The sequence below is a fragment of the Billgrantia saliphila genome, from assembly GCF_002930105.1.
Taxonomy (GTDB): Bacteria; Pseudomonadota; Gammaproteobacteria; order Pseudomonadales; family Halomonadaceae; genus Halomonas; species Halomonas saliphila.
This window is the reverse complement of record NZ_PJRN01000002.1, coordinates 345,520-364,339: the sequence shown is the minus strand read 5'-3', so window position 1 is coordinate 364,339 and position 18,820 is coordinate 345,520. Positions and strand designations below refer to the sequence as shown.

The 18,820-nt window shown below is 65.0% G+C and carries 21 protein-coding genes; 16 read left to right on the top strand and 5 right to left on the bottom strand.

Annotated elements, in window-relative coordinates; translation table 11 throughout:
- The 6 genes from CYJ07_RS20240 to CYJ07_RS03715 form a co-directional block, all read left to right on the top strand.
- The coding region (locus CYJ07_RS20240) for a pyruvate kinase alpha/beta domain-containing protein (RefSeq protein WP_156085466.1) at positions 1 to 147 on the top strand (147 nt) is incomplete at its 5' end.
- 92 nt (positions 148 to 239) lie between these two features.
- A complete protein-coding gene (locus CYJ07_RS03735) occupies positions 240 to 974 on the top strand; it encodes a GntR family transcriptional regulator (RefSeq protein WP_104202325.1) in 735 nt (244 codons plus the stop codon).
- Between the two features lie 127 nt (positions 975 to 1,101).
- Positions 1,102 to 1,911, top strand: a complete 810-nt coding sequence (modA, locus tag CYJ07_RS03730; protein WP_104202353.1) for a molybdate ABC transporter substrate-binding protein — start codon at positions 1,102 to 1,104, stop codon at positions 1,909 to 1,911.
- Positions 1,911 to 2,579, top strand: coding sequence for a molybdate ABC transporter permease subunit (gene modB / locus CYJ07_RS03725; RefSeq protein ID WP_104202324.1), 669 nt, complete (start codon positions 1,911 to 1,913; stop codon positions 2,577 to 2,579). The genes modA and modB overlap by 1 nt, the downstream gene beginning before the upstream one ends.
- Positions 2,572 to 3,738 (top strand): ABC transporter ATP-binding protein, encoded by a 1,167-nt coding sequence (locus CYJ07_RS03720; RefSeq protein WP_231489523.1) that lies wholly within the window; start codon positions 2,572 to 2,574, stop codon positions 3,736 to 3,738. The genes modB and CYJ07_RS03720 overlap by 8 nt, the downstream gene beginning before the upstream one ends.
- Positions 3,735 to 4,271: a DUF192 domain-containing protein gene (locus CYJ07_RS03715; protein ID WP_104202323.1), complete on the top strand. Its 537-nt coding sequence runs from the start codon at positions 3,735 to 3,737 to the stop codon at positions 4,269 to 4,271. Before CYJ07_RS03720 ends, CYJ07_RS03715 begins: the two co-directional genes overlap by 4 nt.
- Here the strand turns inward: CYJ07_RS03715 and CYJ07_RS03710 are convergent.
- Complete coding sequence (locus CYJ07_RS03710) at positions 4,257 to 5,114, bottom strand: DMT family transporter (RefSeq protein WP_104202322.1); 858 nt, start codon at positions 5,112 to 5,114, stop codon at positions 4,257 to 4,259. The genes CYJ07_RS03715 and CYJ07_RS03710 overlap by 15 nt on opposite strands.
- 129 nt (positions 5,115 to 5,243) lie before the next feature.
- On the opposite strand from CYJ07_RS03710, the gene CYJ07_RS20735 reads away from it, so the two are divergent.
- From CYJ07_RS20735 to CYJ07_RS03690, 5 genes are all read left to right on the top strand, one after another.
- A complete protein-coding gene (locus tag CYJ07_RS20735; protein ID WP_269320533.1) occupies positions 5,244 to 5,372 on the top strand; it encodes a hypothetical protein in 129 nt (42 codons plus the stop codon).
- Positions 5,373 to 5,770: 398 nt separating this feature from the next.
- Positions 5,771 to 6,655 (top strand): sugar phosphate isomerase/epimerase family protein, encoded by an 885-nt coding sequence (locus CYJ07_RS03705; RefSeq protein ID WP_197038247.1) that lies wholly within the window; start codon positions 5,771 to 5,773, stop codon positions 6,653 to 6,655.
- A gap of 188 nt (positions 6,656 to 6,843) precedes the next feature.
- Positions 6,844 to 8,532 carry a GMC oxidoreductase gene (locus CYJ07_RS03700; RefSeq protein ID WP_104202320.1) on the top strand — a complete coding sequence of 563 codons (1,689 nt, stop codon included), beginning with the start codon at positions 6,844 to 6,846 and terminating at the stop codon, positions 8,530 to 8,532.
- Positions 8,529 to 9,080, top strand: coding sequence for a gluconate 2-dehydrogenase subunit 3 family protein (locus CYJ07_RS03695; RefSeq protein ID WP_104202319.1), 552 nt, complete (start codon positions 8,529 to 8,531; stop codon positions 9,078 to 9,080). The genes CYJ07_RS03700 and CYJ07_RS03695 overlap by 4 nt, the downstream gene beginning before the upstream one ends.
- A gap of 117 nt (positions 9,081 to 9,197) precedes the next feature.
- Positions 9,198 to 9,992, top strand: a complete 795-nt coding sequence (locus tag CYJ07_RS03690) for a 3-keto-disaccharide hydrolase (protein WP_197038246.1) — start codon at positions 9,198 to 9,200, stop codon at positions 9,990 to 9,992.
- 74 nt (positions 9,993 to 10,066) lie between these two features.
- On the opposite strand, the gene CYJ07_RS03685 is transcribed toward CYJ07_RS03690, so the two are convergent.
- From CYJ07_RS03685 to CYJ07_RS03675, 3 genes are read right to left on the bottom strand one after another with little or no spacing between them, the layout of a single operon-like run.
- A complete protein-coding gene (locus tag CYJ07_RS03685; protein ID WP_104202318.1) occupies positions 10,067 to 11,305 on the bottom strand; it encodes a nucleoside permease in 1,239 nt (412 codons plus the stop codon).
- 39 nt (positions 11,306 to 11,344) lie between these two features.
- Positions 11,345 to 12,421: a sugar phosphate isomerase/epimerase family protein gene (locus CYJ07_RS03680; protein ID WP_104202317.1), complete on the bottom strand. Its 1,077-nt coding sequence runs from the start codon at positions 12,419 to 12,421 to the stop codon at positions 11,345 to 11,347.
- Positions 12,422 to 12,424: 3 nt separating this feature from the next.
- On the bottom strand, positions 12,425 to 13,603 hold the full coding sequence (locus tag CYJ07_RS03675; RefSeq protein ID WP_231489522.1) for a Gfo/Idh/MocA family protein: 1,179 nt from the start codon (positions 13,601 to 13,603) through the stop codon (positions 12,425 to 12,427).
- A gap of 229 nt (positions 13,604 to 13,832) precedes the next feature.
- Here CYJ07_RS03675 and CYJ07_RS03670 point away from each other — a divergent pair, with 229 nt between their 5' ends.
- The 4 genes from CYJ07_RS03670 to CYJ07_RS03655 all read left to right on the top strand — a co-directional run bounded on the left by CYJ07_RS03670 (position 13,833) and on the right by CYJ07_RS03655 (position 17,818).
- The gene (locus CYJ07_RS03670; protein WP_104202315.1) at positions 13,833 to 14,837 is read left to right on the top strand and encodes a LacI family DNA-binding transcriptional regulator; all 1,005 of its coding nucleotides are present in this window, start codon (positions 13,833 to 13,835) and stop codon (positions 14,835 to 14,837) included.
- Positions 14,838 to 14,957: 120 nt separating this feature from the next.
- Positions 14,958 to 15,968 carry a DctP family TRAP transporter solute-binding subunit gene (locus CYJ07_RS03665; protein WP_104202314.1) on the top strand — a complete coding sequence of 337 codons (1,011 nt, stop codon included), beginning with the start codon at positions 14,958 to 14,960 and terminating at the stop codon, positions 15,966 to 15,968.
- 76 nt (positions 15,969 to 16,044) lie between these two features.
- Complete coding sequence (locus tag CYJ07_RS03660) at positions 16,045 to 16,524, top strand: TRAP transporter small permease (RefSeq protein WP_104202313.1); 480 nt, start codon at positions 16,045 to 16,047, stop codon at positions 16,522 to 16,524.
- Positions 16,514 to 17,818, top strand: a complete 1,305-nt coding sequence (locus CYJ07_RS03655) for a TRAP transporter large permease (protein WP_104202312.1) — start codon at positions 16,514 to 16,516, stop codon at positions 17,816 to 17,818. Before CYJ07_RS03660 ends, CYJ07_RS03655 begins: the two co-directional genes overlap by 11 nt.
- On the opposite strand, the gene CYJ07_RS03650 is transcribed toward CYJ07_RS03655, so the two are convergent.
- A complete protein-coding gene (locus tag CYJ07_RS03650) occupies positions 17,819 to 18,340 on the bottom strand; it encodes a macro domain-containing protein (protein WP_104202311.1) in 522 nt (173 codons plus the stop codon).
- 154 nt (positions 18,341 to 18,494) lie between these two features.
- Between CYJ07_RS03650 and CYJ07_RS03645 the strand changes: the two genes are divergently transcribed.
- Positions 18,495 to 18,725 (top strand): DUF2798 domain-containing protein, encoded by a 231-nt coding sequence (locus CYJ07_RS03645; RefSeq protein WP_104202310.1) that lies wholly within the window; start codon positions 18,495 to 18,497, stop codon positions 18,723 to 18,725.
- Positions 18,726 to 18,820 lie beyond the last annotated feature (95 nt).

Below are 18,820 nucleotides of genomic sequence, written 5' to 3'. Positions count from 1 at the left end.
GACCGGGCGCTGGCGCTGCTGGTGGAGAAGGGGATTGCCGAGCCCGGGGATCATGTCATCCTGACCCGGGGCGATCACATGAACGCCCACGGTGGCACCAATACCCTGAAGATCCTCGATGTGGGTGAGCGGCACTGCCCGGCCTGACACTTTGTATACAGGATGGTCGCTTTCGTGTGGCCAGGATCGGGGAAACGTGCGAAGGTAGGCTCATGAGCAGAAGGTGAGAGGGCGACCCCATGAGCAGTACCTGGCAGGAGGAGGCAGCCGCCGAAACGCGTGCCGGTGGCCGTATCAGCGATCGCTTCATTGTCGACAAGGTGCGTACGGCCGTACTGACGCAGCGACTGCCGCCTGGCACGCGCCTGCCCGAGGTCGCCCTGGGCGAGATCTTCGGCGTCAGCCGTTCGGTGGTGCGCAAGGCACTGACCCGCCTGGCCGCGGATCACGTCGTCAGCCAGCAGCCCAACCAGGTGGCCCGGGTGCGCGCACCGAGCATCGAGGAGACGCGCGAGACCTTCGCCGCTCGCCGCCTGGTGGAGGGGGAGGTGGCCGCACTGTTGGCCGGTCGGCTCGATAGCGCGCTGTTGGACGACATCGCCACGTTGGTCGCGCGGGAGGCCGAGGCCCATGCTCGCGGCGACGAGCCGGCGCGTATCGAGAACTCGCTGGCCATTCACCACCTGCTCGCCGAGCACTCCCCCAACCGCGTGCTCGGCGCCATGCTCACCGACCTGATCCTGCGCACCTCCATCGTCATCGCCCTCTACAAGCGCGCGGGACTCGCCAGCTGCTACTTGCCCGAGGATCATCCGGCGCTGCTCGAGCGGCTGCGTGGCGGCGATGCCGAGGGGGCACGGCAATGCATACACGATCACCTGCAGGCGCTCGAAGGATTGCTCGACCTGCGTACCCGGGAGACGCGCATCGACCTGATGGCGATACTCGGACAACGCGAGGGCGCGACCGACTAGGTCTGGTTCGCTGGGACTGCGCTGGACCTGCCATGGATCACGTCATGCGTGGGTTCCGGGTGGCCGGCTTTACCGAGCGATCTCGGTGCATGACAATGCCGTCACCTTCGCTGTTCCGGTTCGTGCGATGACGACACTCTTCCGCTGGGCGCTGGCCGCCTGCCTGACGCTTGTGCTGAACCCGGCATGGGCCGACGTTCCCACCGTGGCGGCCGCCTCGTCGCTGCAGTTTGCCTTCCCCGAACTGGCGGCGGCCTACACCTCCGAGACGGGGCAGCGCTTGCGTATCAACTACGGTGCCTCGGGCAATTTTCGCCGCCAGATTCAGCAGGGCGCGCCCTTCGATATCTTCCTGTCGGCCGATGAGGCCAGCGTCGAGGCGCTTGACGCGGCGGGGTGGGTCGAGGGGCCGAGTCGCGTCTATGCCGTGGGGCGGCTGGCGTGGCTGCAGCGCGCCGATCGTAACGACCTGCCCGGGGAAGACGACCCGCTTGCCGGCGTGCGCGAGGCCGTGGCGCAGCATGCACGAGACGAGGGACGGGCACGTATCGCACTGGCCAACCCGGAGCACGCGCCCTACGGCATGGCGGCGCGGCAGGTGCTGGCGCATGCCGGGCTGTGGGACGCGACGGCTCCGCTGCGCATCATCGGCGAGAACGTCTCCCAGGCGGCCCAGTTCGCCCTCACCGATGACGCCCGCGGCGGCTTGGTGGCGGAGTCGCTGGCGCTGGCACCTCAGCTTGCCGAACGCAGCGACTACCTGCTGATTCCGCAGGCGTGGCATGCACCGCTGGTGCAGCGCATGGTCCTGGTGAAGGGAGCCGGTGACGAGGCACGGGAATTCTATGTCTGGCTCCAGCAGGACCGGGCTCGAGAGATCCTTGCCCGCTATGGCTTTCGTCCGCCGGTTGAGGGCGTCGAAGACGAGGGCCACTGATGGATTGGACGGCGCTCTCGGTCTCGCTGCGTCTGGCACTGTTGACCTGCCTGCTGCTGGTGCCCTTGGGCGTGTGGCTGGGGCGCGCGTTGGCGCGAGCTCATTTTCGCGGCAAGCCGCTCTGCGAGGCGCTGGTGGCGCTGCCGCTGGTGCTGCCACCCACGGTGCTGGGGTTCTACCTGATGCTCAGCTTCGGGCGCGATGCCCCCGTCGGTGCGCTATGGCAGCGTCTCACCGGCGAGGGGCTCAACTTCACCTTCAGCGGCATCTTGTTCGCCTCGCTGGTGGCGAACCTGCCGTTCGCGGTGCAGCCGATCCAGCGTGCCTTCGAATCGGTACCGCCCAATCTGCGCGAGGCGGCCTGGTGCAGCGGGCTGTCGCCCTGGCAAACCTTTCTGCGCATCGAGTTGCCGCTGGTATGGCCGGGTATCATCTCGGCCCTGGCGCTGACCTTCGCCCATACCCTAGGCGAGTTCGGCGTGATTCTCATGGTCGGCGGCGCCATCGACGGTGAGACGCGCACCCTGGCTATCGCCATCTACGATCGGGTGCAGGCCTTCGACGAGCGCGGCGCGGGAATCATGTCGGCCACGCTGCTTCTGGTCTCCTTCGTTACCATTGGCGTGGTGTACGGCCTGGCGGGCCGCAGGCGGTGGCGACGTGGCTGAGCGGAACGCGAACGGTCCGGCCGACGACGGCACCAAGCTGGTGCCGGCCACCGGGCGCCTGGAGGTCACCGTGCGCCAGGCAGGGCCGATTCCGCTCGACGCCCATTTTCACTGCGACGCCGGCGAACTGCTGGCCCTGGTCGGTCCCTCGGGCAGCGGCAAGACCACGTTGCTGCGCGCCATCGCCGGTCTGATGACACCGCGCGAGGGCCGTATCGCTTGTGGTGACGATACTTGGCTCGATATCGAAGCCAAGGTTGCACTGTCGCCTCAGCAACGTCGGGCGGGGATGGTGTTTCAGGACTACGCCCTGTTCCCACACCTGACGGCACGCCAGAACGTCATGGTCGCGCTGGGGCATCTCGCAGCGGCGTCTCGCGCCGCCTGTGCCGAGCGCTGGCTCGCCCGCATGCATCTCGAGGGCTTGGGTGAGCGCTATCCCTGGCAGCTTTCGGGCGGCCAGCGGCAGCGGGTCTCGCTGGCTCGGGCGCTCGCTCGGGAGCCGCGCGCCCTGCTGCTCGACGAGCCCTTCTCGGCGGTCGATCAGGTCACCCGGCGGCGCCTGCAGCGAGAGCTGGCGCGCCTGCGCGAGCAGATCCGTATTCCCATCGTGCTGGTGACCCACGACCTGGACGAGGCGGTGGCGCTTGCCGACCGGCTCTGCGTGCTCCATGGTGGTAACAGTCTACAGACGGGGGATGCCGAAACCCTGTTCCGTCGCCCGGCCAGCGCCGAGGTGGCACGGCTCTTGGACCGCCATAATGTGTTCGCCGGGCAGGTCGTGGAGGAGGACGGCGCGCGTTGGCTGCGCTGGGGGGCGTTGCGGCTCGAGGTAGCGCAGGGGCTCGATCGGCTGACCCCGGGGCAGCGGGTCGCCTGGTATCTGCCCGACTCCGATGTGGTGTTGCATCGCGGCGACCGGCCCGCGCGCGGTGAGCGCGAGAACCCGGTGCTCGGGCGCATCACAGAAATGGTCGTGCTGGGCGGCACGACGTCGCTGGCGCTGGCCGTCGAGGATGCCGACGCTACCCTACGCTTCGATATTTCCACCCATGCGGCAAGGCGCAGCGGGCTGTGTCGCGGTGCGGCGGTGCAGGTCTCGCTGCTGGCAGCCGGTATCCACCTGCTGCCCGACGAACCACCGGGAGACACGAGATGAGGCTGCCACGAACGATCTCTGGAGTGCGCCACGGCATACTGGTCGCCGTGGCGCTGGCGGCGCTCGGCGGGCAGTGGCAGGTCGACGCCGCGCCGCCGTTCGCACGCGATCGAGTGCCGATGGTCATCGAGGCCGACGGCGAGCGCCACCGGCTCGAAGTGGAGCTGGCGCGCACCTCAGCCGAGCGCCAGCGGGGCCTGATGGAGCGCGACCGGCTCGCCCCCGACGCCGGCATGCTGTTTCTCTACGATGAGGTGCAGCCGGCCGAAGGTGGCTTCTGGATGTACCGCACCCGCATCCCCCTGGACATCGCCTTTCTTGACGCCGATGGTCGCATCGCCGCGCTGAATACCATGCAGCCCTGTTCTTCGCGCAGCCCTTACGGTTGCCCCGTCACCACGGCCGGTGTCGCCTATCACGCCGCACTGGAAGTCAACGCCGGATATTTTGCCGAGCGCGACATCGAGGTTGGCGCCTGTGTCAGTTGGCCGGGGCGTGGGCCGGGCTGCGGCAGCGGTTCAGCGCCGCAGTAGCGCCCCGAAGCGGATCACGATCAAACCCACACCGGCAATGACCATGGCTCCGCCCAGCAGGACGTGCGAATTGAGTCGCTCGCCCAGCAGCACGACGCCCAGCAGGACGGCGCCGACCGGGACGAGCAGGCTCAGCGGTGCCAGGCGGCTGACCGGATGGCGCCGCAGCAGGCCATACCACAGGCCGTAGGCAACGATCGATGACATCACGGCGGTATAGAACACCGCTCCCCAGCCGAACCAGCCGGCTCCTGCCATGACGGCCAGGTGCTCGCGCTCGAACCACCAGGAGCCGAGTGCTACCTGAGGCACGGCGAACAGCGCCACCCAGCCGGCCAGGGCCATGGGCGCGAGGTTGGGTCCCTTCTTGATCAGTAGTTGCGAAACCGCCCAGCCCAGGGCGCTCAGCAGCAGCAACGCCATGGGCAGCGAAGATGGCAGGCTGGGACCGCCGGCCAGCACCACCACGCCGCCGAATGACAGCCCAAGCCCCGCCAGGCGGCGCGGGCTGAGTCTTTCGCCGAGGAAGAGTACCGCCAGCAGGGTAGCGAAGGGGGTGCCCATCTGCACCAGCAGCGCTCCGGTACCGGCCTCCGCCTGGCCCAGGCCGATGAACAGCAGAGCGAAGTGCAGGGTGCCGAAGGTGACCGAAAGCAGCACCAGGAAGGGCAACTGGTGCCTGGGTACCGGATGGAAGGGCACCAGCAGGATAGCGACCAGCATGAAGCGCAGGGTCGTCAACAGCAGTGGCGGGAGTTCTTCGACGCCGAGCTTGATGACGATGATATTCAAGGCCCAAATCAACACGATCACGAGGCCCAGCAACAGGTCACGCAGCGGCACGACAAATCCTTTGTGGTGTGGCCATACCCCATGAGCGTATCGGCTGAGTCCATGTGCACGGCAGGTGAATCGACGCTTCGCATGCCTTGGGTCCGTACAAGCCGGTCATGACATGGAAAGCCATATTGCATGGCTTTGGTCGTCGATGGTATCGATTTTCCGTTTCAGGAGGAAAGCTCTTTCATCGCCAATCGTGATGAACATGCAGCACTCCCAGCGCTTGCTGACATTTCTCAATCACTCGAATCCTGCGTGTGAGGCAGAACGGTTTCTTCTTATCTGCTTATCGCCTTGACGCTTGAAGATCATGGAGCCTGAGGCCCGCATTCGAGGCTATTGTTGTCTCTCCTGAAATTGTTATACCAAAGTCTATATCTTTAAAAGTTACAATCTCTCTGCCTTTAAATCAATTCTTTAACGCCATTATGTTAATCGATTAAGACGCGAGAAGAGTGCAGGGCGCCTCTTTCTTCGATCCCGGCTTGCAGCTGTCGCAGCCATGAACTAAAAAAATGTAACCGATTACATTTCAGGGCATCGTGAGCCAAAGGTTTCCCTTTGTCGATCGAGAGACGGAGTGGTCAGCTCATGACTGCCACTCCGCAGGAGCCCCTGCATCTTCGGTTAGCCCAGAATCCATCATAACGAGACAAGAGATGAATATGGATATCCCCTCTAGCCCTCCCCGGTGGAAACTCCCCGGCATGACGGTGGCAGGAATCATGACGATCGCTGGCATGAGTCAGGCCGGCTTGGCGCAGGAGAATGCGACGGAGTTTCCGATTGCCGCCCAGATGTACACGCTGCGTGATTTCGGCGAACTGGAGGAGCAGTTGGCCGCGGTAAGACGATCGGGCATTCAGGCCATCGAGACCGTAGGTACCCAGGACGTGACCGCAGAGGAGCTCGACGCCTTGCTCGAAGCCAATGAACTGGAGGTGGTATCGAGCCACGTGCCGCTGGACGACTTGAGGCATCGTCTGGACGAGACGGTTGCCTTCAATCGAGCGGTCGGCAATGACACGCTGACCTTGCCATATCTCGATGAGCAGGCGCGCCCCACCGATGCCGAGGGATGGCAGGCGTTGGGGCGCGAGCTCGGCGACATCGCCTCCCGGTTGAGAGACGAAGATTTCCGGCTCGCCTACCACAATCACGATTTCGAAATGGAAGTCTTCGAGGACAAGACGGCGCTCGAGCACATGCTCGATGCCGCCGGGCCCGAGCTGTTGGTGGAGCTGGACGTCGCCTGGGTCGCCCGCGGCGGCCTGGATCCTGCCGAGTACGTAACGCGACTGGACGATCGCCTGTTCGCCGTGCACGCCAAAGACAATGCGCCCCAAGGCACTGCCGAGGAAGAGGCCGGATTCGCGACGCTGGGCCAGGGCGTACTGGAGTGGGACACGCTGCTGCCGGCCATCGATCGAGCGGGTGTGGAGTGGTACATCATCGAGCACGACATGCCTCTCGATGCCGAAGCCGTCATCGCCGAAGGCCACGACTTTCTGCGCGACGAGCTCTCGTCACTCCAAGGTGATTGAGCTGCCCCAACTCAAAAACGGTAGCCAGGCTTCAGAGCCGCAAAGCATGAAATAGCGCTATCGAATGGCAACAAGCCAGAATCCGAAAAGAGTTTGAAGCCTGGTGATTGAATCCGATGAGGCATTCACACCGAAAGTGTCGCGCTGTCCCATTCGACGCATCGACTCACAACAAAGGTATTCACTCCATGGCTAACAATCACTACGACGCCATCGTGGTTGGCTCAGGCATTAGTGGCGGCTGGGCCGCCAAGGAATTGACCGAGAAAGGGCTCAAGGTCCTGCTGCTGGAGCGAGGCCGCAACATCGAGCACGTCAAGGATTACCACAACGCGGACAAGGAGGCCTGGGACTACCCGCACCGTGACCACGCCACCCAGGAGATGCAGGAAAAATTCCCGGTATTGAAGCGCGACTATGCGTTGAACGAATCGACCCTAGGACTCTGGGCCGATGAACAGGCGCATCCCTACGTCGAGGAAAAGCGTTTCGATTGGTTTCGCGGCTATCACGTCGGTGGTCGTTCGCTGATGTGGGGGCGTCAGAGCTATCGGCTCAGCCCCACGGACTTCGAGGCCAATCAGCGCGAGGGGATCGCCGTCGACTGGCCCATTCGCTATGAGGACCTGGCCCCCTGGTACGACTATGTCGAGCGCTTCGCCGGTATCGCCGGGACGCGCGAAGGGTTGGATATCCTGCCCGATGGCCAGTTCCTGCCACCCATCGAGCTCAACTGCGTGGAGAAGGACGTCGCCAGGCGTATCGAAAGGGCGTTCGACGGCCAGCGCCGCCTGATCCACAGCCGGGTGGCCAACATCACCCAGCCGAAGCCCGAACAAAACCGGGTCGACTGCCAGTATCGCAACAAGTGCTGGTTGGGCTGTCCCTACGGCGCCTACTTCAGCACCCAGTCGGCCACGCTGCCGGCGGCGATGAAGACGGGCAACCTGACCCTGCGGCCGTTCTCCATCGTCAGCCAGGTGCTGTACGACAAGGATCGCAAGCGGGCCCGCGGCGTCGAAGTGATTGACGCCGAAAACCACCAGACCTACGAATACACCGCCGACGTGGTGTTCCTGAACGCGTCGGCGTTCAACTCCACATGGATACTGATGAACTCCGCGACCGACGTCTGGGAGGGCGGCCTGGGCAGCAGCAGCGGCGAACTGGGCCACAACGTGATGGACCATCACTTTCGCTGCGGTGCCAGCGGCGACGTGGAGGGGTATCTCGACAAGTACTACTTCGGGCGGCGCCCCGCCGGCTTCTACATTCCCCGCTTCCGCAACGTGGGCGACGAGCGGCGGGACTATGTGCGCGGCTTCGGCTACCAGGGTGCGGCGAGCCGCCTGGGCTGGGATCGCGAGATCGCCGAGCTCAATATCGGTGCCGAACTCAAGCAGGCCCTCAGCCAGCCGGGTGGCTGGACCATCGGCATGACCGGCTTCGGCGAAATGCTGCCCTATCACGAGAACCGCATCGCTCTCGACCATGGCGTGCGCGACAAGTGGGGCCTGCCGGTGCTCGCCATCAGCGTGGAGCTCAAGCAGAACGAGCGCGACATGCGCACGGACATGGTCCAGGACGCCGTCGACCTGCTCGAAGCCGCCGGGGTGCGAAACGTCAAGGGCGAGGAGGAGGATTACGCCCCCGGCATGGGCATTCACGAGATGGGTACCGCGCGCATGGGACGCGACCCGGCGACCTCGGTGCTCAACGGCTACAACCAGGTGTGGGATGCCCCCAATGTCTTCGTCACCGATGGCGCCTGCATGACGTCGTCTTCCTGCGTCAATCCGTCCCTGACCTATATGGCCCTCACCGCTCGTGCGGTGGACCATGCGGTGGAGGAACTCAAGCGGGGTGACCTCTCATGAATCGTCGTGAACTGCTGAAAATGATCACCGTGGCGACCGGCACGGCGCTGGTCGGGGGCAACTCCTTGTTCGCCTTCAGTGCCTCCGACGAATGCGATCGGGGCTTCAGCGCCGAGGATATCCAGCGGCTGGACGAACTGGCCGAGACCATACTGCCGCGTACCGACACGCCCGGTGCCAAGGACGCCGAAGTGGGTGCCTTCATGAGCGTTTTCGTCAGCGCCTGCTATACGCCGGAGGAGCGGGGGCTGTTCCAGCAGGGCCTGGCGCAGCTCGATGCGCGCAGCCGCGCGGCTCACGACCGCGACTTCCTGAGCCTGGACGACGCGCAGCGGCGTGACCTGGTCGTCGAGCTGGACCGCGAGGCCCGAGCGCAGGTCGAGGCAAGCGGTGAGCCGCACTACTTCACACTGATGAAGCAACTGACGCTGTTCGGGTTCTTCACGTCGGAAGTGGGGGCCACGGAAGTGTTGCGCTACGAGGCCGTCCCGGGACGCTATGACGGCTGCATGCCCTACGAGGAAGGGGAGCCCGCCTGGGCGACTTGACCCGGCAGACCAACGAAACCGGGCCTGCCGCCCAAACGATACCCCGGGAAATACGGCGGCCGGACCACTGTCCGGCCGTGTAGCGCCCGTTCGTTCGAGACGAATTGGAGAGATGCGATGCAACAACCGATTCTCTGGTATTCAGCAACGATCCTGGTTCGAGCCACCGGCGTCGGCCTGATGGCGGTCTCCTTCGCCGCCGTCGGCGGCGAAGACGCACCGGAGGAGGCGCTAGAGCCTTGGCAGCAGGCCGAGAAGACCGAGGTCTGGGAACCCGTGCCGCCGGTGGTGGAAGCACCGGAGGGAGGCGTGCCGTCGGACGCCATCGTACTGTTCGACGGCAGCGACCTGGAGGCCTGGGAGGCCGAGGTGGGCGGGCCCGCGCCCTGGCATCACCAGGGCGAGGCGATGACCGTGAAGCGCGGCGCCGGGGGCATCCGTACCCGACAGGCGTTTTGCGACGTGCAGCTTCATCTGGAGTGGCGCACACCCGTCGATATCGAGGGCATGGACGGCCAGGACCGCGGCAACAGCGGCGTGTTCCTGCAGGAGCGCTACGAGACCCAGGTGCTCGATTCCCATGACAATCCCACCTATCCCAACGGTCAGGCCGCGTCGGTCTACAAGCAGCACATCCCGTTGGTCAACGCCTCGCGTCCTCCCGGCGAATGGCAGAGCTATGACATTCTCTACACGGCGCCGCGCTTCGATGCCGCCGGTGAGCTAGCGTCCCCCGCCTACGTCACGGTGCTGCACAACGATGTGCTGGTCCAGCACCACGTGGAGATCCAGGGCACCACCGAATGGATCGGCGAGCCCGACTACGATGAGGCCCACGGCTGTGCGCCGATCTTTTTGCAGGATCACGACGCGGCGGTCAGCTTCCGCAATATCTGGGTCAGGGAGCTGTAACGTGGACGCCTCGCGTGCCCAGGCGAAGGCGGGAGCCCCGAGGGGCTCCCGCTTTTTTCATGATGACGATGACGTCAGAGCGGTTCGGGCTCCCGGCTTTCCACCGAGACGCTGGCCGGCTTGTCATCCTTGAAGGTGAGGAAGAAAAGCACCAGCACGGCCAGGGCGAACAGGGCGGGGAACAGCCAGATACCCTGCCAGGCGTGGGCGCCGTTCACGGCGAAGTGGTCGGTGATCCGGCCCGCCACCCAGAAGCCGATCAGCATGCCGACGCCGTAGGTGGCCAGGGTGATCATGCCCTGGGCGGCACTCTTGAATTTCTCGCCGGCGCGAGCGTCGGTATAGATCTGGCCGGTGACGAAGAAGAAGTCATAGCAGATCCCATGCAGGGCGATGCCCAGGATCAGCATGAACACCAGGTCGTCGGCGTTGCCGAAGGCGAATAGCGCGTAGCGCAGCGACCAGGCCAGCATGCCGATCAGCAGCGTCTTCTTGATGCCGAAGCGATGAATGAACACCGGAAGCAGCAGCATGAACAGCACTTCGGAAACCTGGCCCAGGGTCATCTTGCCGGTGGGGTTGGCCACGCCGATCTCGGCGAGGAAGGGATTGGCGTTCTGATAATAGAAGGCCAGTGGAATGCAGATCAGGATCGAGGCGATGAAGAAGATGGCGTAGTTGCGGTCCTTGAGCAGCCGCAGGGCATCGAGGCCCAGCACCTCCTTGACTCCCACAGGGCCGTCGGCCTTGGGCGGGGTGGCCGGCAGGCTGAAGCTATAGACGCCCAGTGCCAGCGAGGCGATGGCGCACATCAGGAAGGTGTTGCGCAGCATGCCGGAGGCAATGGCCTGGGAGGAGTCCCAGGCGAAGATATAGCTGATCGCCAAGCCGGCGACGATCCAGCCGATGGTGCCCCACACGCGGATCCGGGCGAACTCCCGGGATGGGTCGTCCATCTGGCGGAAGGAGACCGAATTGACCAGCGCCAGGGTCGGCATGTAGAGGATCATGTAGACCAGCACCAGCGGGTAGAAGGTGGCGAAATCGCTGGAGATGTACAGTGCGTACATTAAGCCGGCACCGGCCAGGTGCAGCAGGCCGAGGATGCGTTCGGCATTGAAGTAGCGGTCGGCGATCAGCCCGATGATGAAGGGGGCGATGATCGCGCCCCAGGACTGGGTGGAGAAGGCCATCCCGATCTGGCCGCCGCTGGCTTCGAGGTTGCGCGCCAGAAAGGTGCCCAGGGTGACGAACCAGCCACCCCAGATGAAGAACTGCAGGAACATCATGATACTGAGCCGGGTACGTAACATCGGTCATCTCCTTTGTTGTCGTTGTCGTGCTCCATGGCCTCAGCGGCTGTCGTCGAGGCCGAGAATCCTGCGATTGCGCTCGGGGCTGGCGGTGACCCCGGCGAAATCGTCGAAGGCGCGGCCGGCACGCTGGATGAGGTGCTCGGCAATGAAGGGAGCTCCCTCGGCGGCGCCCTGAGCGGCATCCTTCAGGCAGCACTCCCATTCGAGCACCGCCCAGCCGTCATAGCCGTACTGGGTCAGGCGGCTGAAGATTCCCTTGAAGTCGACCTGGCCATCACCCAGCGAGCGGAAGCGCCCGGGGCGATCGACCCAACCCTGATAGCCGCCGTAGACACCACTGCGCCCGCTGGGGAGAAACTCGGCATCCTTGACGTGGAACATGCCGATACGCTCGTGGTAGCGATCGATGAAATCGAGGTAGTCGAGCCGCTGCAGCAGCAGATGGCTGGGGTCGTAGAGAATCCTGGCTCGCGGATGATGGTCTACCGCTGTGAGGAAGCGCTCGAAGGAGGCGCCGTCGTGAAGATCCTCGCCGGGATGAATCTCGAAGCACAGGTCGACTCCGGCGTCATCGAAGGCGTCGAGGATCGGTCGCCAGCGCCTCGCCAGCTCGGCGAACCCCTCCTCGACCAATCCCGCGGGGCGCTGTGGCCAGGGATAGAAGAACGGCCACAGCAGGGCGCCAGAAAAGGTGGCATGGGCCGTCAGGCCCAGGCGCTGGCTGGCCTTGGCCGCGAGCAGCAGTTGTTCGATCGCCCACTCGGTGCGCGCCTGCGGTTTGCCGTGCAGCCTGGCGGGAGCGAAGTCGTCGAACAGCTCGTCGCAGGCGGGGTGTACCGCCACCAGCTGGCCCTGCAGATGGGTGGAGAGTTCGCTGATCACCACGCCGGCCTCGGCACAGCGGCCGTTGAGTTCATCGCAGTAGGCCTGGCTCTCGGCAGCCAGGCCCAGGTCGATGAAGCGGCTGTCCACGGTGGGTAGCTGAATGCCTCGGTATCCCAGCGAGGCGGCCCAGTGCGCGATCGCGTCGAGATCGTCGAAAGGGGGCTCGTCGCCGATGAACTGGGCCAGGAAGATCGCCGGCCCTTGGATGCCGTTCGGACGGCTGCGCATGGGTCAGTCTCCCGATTCGTCGGTGGAGGGCAGCGGTGTCCACTTCCGCTCGCTGACCTGACTGGCGGTCACCGCCTCGATGAAGGCCATGCCGCGCAGGCCCGATGCCATGCCGGGCACGCCCTCGACGTCGCCGCCGTCGCCACGGCGGATCGCCGCGGCAAAGTCGCGGTACAGGTTGGCCAGGGCCTCCAGGTAGCCCTCCGGGTGGCCGCCGGGCAGGCGCAGTCTCTGCCGGGCCGCCTGGCACAGCTCGGGCTGGTCGATGCCGGCGCGCAGCACGCGCATCGGCGCTTTGTGAGGGCGATGAAGCAGGCTGTTGGGCTCCATCTGGTGCCATTCGAGCGCGCCACGCTCGCCGTAGAGGCGAACCTTCAACGCGTTCTCCTCGCCGCTGCATACCTGGCTGGCGATCAGGGTACCGCTGGCGCCCTGGTCGGTGCGCAGCAGCACGTCGCCGTCATCGTCGAGCCGGCGCCCTTCGGCATGGCTGGCAAGGGCGGCACACAGCTCGCTGACGCGGTGCCCCGAGATGAACTCGGCCAGGCCGAAGGCGTGAGTGCCGATATCGGCCATGCAGCCGCTGGCCCCGGCCAGGGCCGGATCGGTGCGCCAGGCGGCCTGCTTGTTGCCCTGCTGCTCGAGCTGCTCGCCCAGCCAACCCTGTGGGTACTCGACGTGCAGCTTGCGCAGTCGGCCGAGCTGGCCCTCACGGACCATCTCCCGGGCCTGCCACACCATGGGGTAGCCCAGGTAGGTATGCGCCAGGCCATACAGGCCACCGCGGATCCGCCAGGTGTTTGCCAGTCGCTGGGCCTCGCTCAGCGACAGCGCGGCGGGTTTCTCCGAAAAGACGTGAAATCCCGCGTCCAGGGCCGCTTCGGCGATGGGAACGTGGAGGTGGTTGGGCGTGGCGATGACCAGCAACTGCATGCGCTGATCCGCCGGGCGCCTGCGCTCGTCCTCGATCAGTTGCCGCCAGTCGGTATGGATGCGCTCGGCAGGCAGGCCGCACAGGGCGCCGGTGTGTCGATTGTTCTCCGGCGAACGACTGAAAGCACCGCAGACGAGCTCGAACTCGCCGTCCAGTGCCGCCGCCAGGCGGTGCACCTGGCCGATGAAAGCGCCTTGGCCGCCGCCGACCATACCCAGGCGGATTCTTGAAAGAGGGGAGAACGTCATCTCGGGCTCCGTATCGGTCGCTGCATCGAGTAATCGGATCGGTGTGATGTAACCGGTTACATTTGGCTCAATCTAGATATCGCTTTCAAGAGCGTCAATGCTACCAAGGTCATAGGAGAACCCGGCCGGTGGGCGGCGCGCTGAGTTTGGGCGCGTGATGGGGTAAGCTGGCACTCCCGCCGGCATCGCCGTGCCGGGCATTCGAGGAACGTGCAGAGTAAGGGAGGCCATGACCAATATTCGCAAGGTCGCCGAGCTGGCAGGCGTCTCCGTGGCGACGGTGTCACGTACCCTGAGATCGCCGGACGTCGTTTCGCCGGCGACCCGCGACAAGGTCCTGCAGGCAGTCAACGAAGCAGGATACAAGCCCAACCTGATGGCGGTGCGATTCCGCTCGCGGCGCACTCACAACCTAGTGGTGCTGGTACCGACCATCGCTAACACCTTCTTCGCCCGGGTCATTAGCGGTATTCAGGAGGCGGCCCAGGAGCGGGGATATGGCGTGCTGTTGTGCAACACCAACGGTCATGAGGAGACGGAGGCGACGTACGCCAGCCTGGTGACGACCCGGCAGGCCGACGGCGTCATACAGTTGCGCGCCTACAATCCATTCCCCGAGGATGCCGACAGCGACGGAACGCCGCTGCCGATGGTCAACGCTTGCGAAGTGCTCGACGATGCACCCTGTCCCACCGTCAAGCTCGACAATCGCGCGGCGGCGAGGCTGCTTACCGAACATCTCCTCGCTCTCGGACATCGCCGTATCGGCATGATCAAGGGGCCGCGACGCAGCCCCCTGACCCGTGATCGTGTGGCGGGGTACCGCGACGCCCTGGAGGCCGCCGGTATCGCGCTCGATGAGAGCCTGATCTGCCCTGGCGATTTTACGCCGCGTTCGGGGTACGAAGCCGCCGGTACGCTGATCGCCCGGGCCGAACCGCCCACGGCGATCTTCTGCGAGAGCGACGAGATGGCCATCGGTGCCATCAGTTGCCTCAAGCAGGCCGGTCTGGCGATCCCCGGTGATATCTCGGTGGCGGGGTTCGACGACATCGACTTCGCCTCATATAGCGATCCGCCTCTCACCACCATCGCCCAGCCGGCCGAAGCCTTCGGCAAGCAAGCGGTTGCCATGTTGATCGATGTACTGGAAAGGCGTCACCAGGGTGAGCCTCATCGGATGCTACCCCACGAGCTGGTGATCAGGGGGAGCACGGGCGAGCCGGCGACGTGATCGCCTTTCCTTCAACGCTTATCGCTTTACAATGCGATGGGACTTCCCCGATTCTCCTTTATACCAAGAATTAGCCGGCTCCCCGCGCGGGAAGTACGGCCAACGACTCAAGGACACGTCATGAATGCTGCAAGCCGTATCTCCCGTACCGCCGCGGCGCTGGCCGGCGCCGCCGTGCTGAGTGCCTCGCTCACCGCCCAGGCGCGCGAACTTTCGGTCTCCACCGTGCTTTCCGATGCCTTCCCTTGGGGGCAGGCCGCCGAGAAATGGGCCGAACTGGTGGAGGAGCGCACCGACGGTGAGCTCACCCTTCGCGTCTACCCCAATTCGCAGCTGGTCAACGGCGATCAGACGCGGGAGTTCTCGGCCATGCGGTCGGGTCTGATCGACATGGCCGTCGGCTCGACCATCAACTGGTCGCCGCAGGTGCCCGAGCTCAATCTCTTCTCGCTGCCGTTCTTCATGCCCGACGAGGCGGCGGTGGATGCCGTGACCGGCGGTGCCGCCGGCGAGATGATTTTCGAGGCCATCGAGTCGCGCGGCGTGATCCCGCTGGCCTGGGGCGAGAACGGCTTCCGCCAGCTCTCCAATTCCCGCGGACCGATCGACGAGCCCGGCGATCTCGACGGCTTGAAGATCCGCGTGGTCGGCTCGCCGCTGTTCCAGGATACCTTCACCGCACTGGGCGCCGACCCCACTCAGATGAGCTGGACCGACGCGCAGCCGGCGCTGACCACGGGCGCTGTGGACGGTCAGGAGAACCCGCTCTCCGTGTTCGACGTGGCGCGCATCGATCAGGTGGGCCAGGAGTATCTGACGCTGTGGAACTACATGAACGATCCGCTGATCTTCGCCGTCAACGAGCAGGTCTGGGAAACGCTCTCCGAGGAGGAGCGCGACATCCTGCGCGAGACCGCCATTGAGGCGGGCGAGTGGGAAATCGCCATGACCCGAGAGCAGGAGAGCGAGCGCCTGGCCGCCATCCAGGAGCGCGGCGTGGAGGTCACCGAGCTCACCGAGGAGCAGCATCGGGCCTTCGTCAACGCCACCCAGAGCGTGCACGACAAGTGGACCCCGCGCATCGGCCAGGAACTCGTCGATGCCGCGTCAGAGGCCGTCGAGGCGCGCTGAGCCCGCCGTCCTTGATCGGGACCATGCCTGATCCCGGCGCCGCTCGCGACGCCGGGCCTGTTTTCGCGAGGCTTCGATGAAATTCTCTCCCGATGCCAAGCCGGAGCGTTGGCTGGGTTCGCTGGCGCTGGCGATCATTTCGCTGATCAGCCTGGGCAATGTCGTGACACGCTACGTGACAGGCGGATCCCTGGCCTTTACCGAGGAATTCTCGGTATTTCTGCTGGTGGTGCTGACATTCACCGGTGCGGCGGTGGCGCTGCGCCGCAACGGTCATATCCGCATTGGCCTGCTCGAGCGCGCGTTGCCGCCGCGACCGCGCAAGGCGCTGATTCTCTTCCAGGGGCTGTGCAGTGCCTGCGTGCTGGGGCTGATCGCGTGGTTCGGCGCCAAGCTGACTTGGGAAGAGTACCAGTGGGAGTCGCTGTCGCCGGGGCTCGGCCTGCCGCAGTGGTGGTACTTGATCTGGCTGCCGCTGCTGGCGGCGGCGATGCTGGTACGGCTGGTACAGCAGATTCACGATCGTCTGCGCGGGAGGCTCGAGGATGAGCCCTGACCTGTGGATGATCCTGGCCTTCGCCGGGCTGCTGATCGCCGGCGTGCCGGTGGCCTTCTCGCTGGCGCTGGCGGGGGCGGTGGGTATCGTGACGGGGCTCTCGCCGGCCATGCTGGCCACGCTCGGCACCAACACCTACAACAGCATCGCCAAGTATCCGCTGATCGCCATCCCGCTGTTCATCATGACCGGTCTGATCTTCGAGCGAGCCGGCGTGGCGCTGCGTCTGGTGCGCTTCGCTCAGGCGTTGATCGGCCCGCGGCACGGCGGTCTGGCATTGGTGGCGGTGCTGGTGTGCATGATCATGGGCGGCATGAGCGGCTCCGGCCCGGCCGATGCCGCAGCGGTGGCCATGGTAATGCTGCCGAGCATGACCAAGGCGGGCTATCCCAAACCCTTCTCGGCCACGCTGATCGCCGCTTCTGCTTCAACGGCGATCCTGATCCCGCCGTCGGTGGCGCTGATTCTCTATTCCATCGTGGTGCCCGGGGTCGACCTGCGCGCCCTGTTTGCCGCCGGGCTTTTCCCCGGCGTGCTCGCCGGTCTGGCGCTGCTGGTGCCGGCCCTGCTGGTCGCTAAACGCTACGGCTGGGAGGGCGGCAGGGCGATGCCCGAAGCCGATCGGCCGAGGATCGGGGAGAGCTTCAAGCAGGCGCTGCCGGCGCTTTTTGCCCCGGTGCTTATCCTCGGCGGGCTGCGTTCGGGGCTGTTCACCCCGACCGAGGCGGCAGTGGTGGCGGTGGCCTACGGCGCCTTGGTGGGGCTGTTTCTCACCCGGGAGATCGGGCTGCGCGATCTGTGGGGACTGTTTGGCGAGGCGGCGGTGATTTCCGGCGTGGTCATGCTGATCATCGCCCTGGCAGGCATCTTCGCCTGGGCCGGCACCATGCTCGGCACCTTCCGCCATCTGGCGGAGTGGATCATCGGTCTTTCCGACAACGGTGTGCTGCTGCTGATCCTGATCATGCTGGCGGTGCTGCTGGCCGGCATGTTGCTCGATGCCATCTCGATCTATCTGATCATGATGCCGATCCTCACCCCGGTGATGCAGCATCTCGACTGGAACCCGGTGTGGTTCGGCATCCTGCTGGCGATGAACATCGCCATCGGCCAGTTCACGCCACCGGTGGCGGTCAACCTGATGGTGACCACCGAGATCGCCAAGATCCGCCTGGAAGAGACCCTTGGCTGGGCATTGCTGTTCGTGCTCGCCATGGCCAGCGCCCTGGCACTAGTGGCGATCTTCCCGCAGATTGCCCTCTGGTTGCCCCGCGTACTCGGTTATAACGTCTGACTAGGCGCTGCTGAGGGAATCCAGCGTGCGTTGGAAGACCTCCGCGCTTCCAGCATCAAACAGCACGAAGCGCACCCGTTCGATTCCCGGGCACTTCGGTAGTGTCTCGCACACCGTGGCAAGCGCCACCTGTGCCGCATCGTCGAGCGGGTAGCCGAAGGCGCCCGCCGACAGGGCGGGGAAGGCAATGCTGGCAAGCCCGTGCCTCTCGGCCAGTTCGAGAGCGCTGCGATAGCAATTGGCCAGCAGTTCCGCTTCCGGCTTGTCGCGGCCGTACACCGGCCCCAGACAATGGATGACGTGGCGGTTGGGCAGGCCGAAGGCGTCGGTGATGACGGCCTGGCCTGGCTCGATCGGCGCCAAGGGGCGGCAGGCGCGGTCGAGCTCCGGACCGGCGGCGCGATGCAGGGCACCCGCTACGCCGCCGCCGGGGCGAAGTTCGGCATTTGCGGCATTGACCACCGCGTCCATGTCGGGCTGATGGGCGATGTCGCCCTGATGACACTCCAGTTGGGTTGGCATGGGCGTATTCCTCTTGGCTTTGACGTCAGTCTGGTCGTGGGGGGAGCGATTGTTCAAGAACGGGCCGCCAGGCTCCGCCGTGATGCATCGGCGGTCGTCGGCATGCAATAATTCGTCGCTAAGCTATTAGCCTTCTTGGATTGTGGACAAGGTTATGCCGTTACCTTCCCGCTATGCATCGCTGACCTTCGCGGTGCTCATGTCGATTTACATGGTCACGCTGATGACGTTCGTCATCACTTGGGTCAACACCGGACTCGGTGAGGGCTTCCTCGCGCGCTGGTGGCGTGCTTTCTATATCGCATGGCCGATAGCCTTCGCTCTCATTCTGATCGGCGCACCCCGTCTACAGCGTCTGGTCGGCCGCTTGGTGCGCGGAGATTGAACGAAACGATGCGTTACGTTTATTCGCAATTTCCGAGACATTCGTTGCATATTGCTGCGTAAACTTGCATCTCGTTCCCCGGAACGGTACCAATG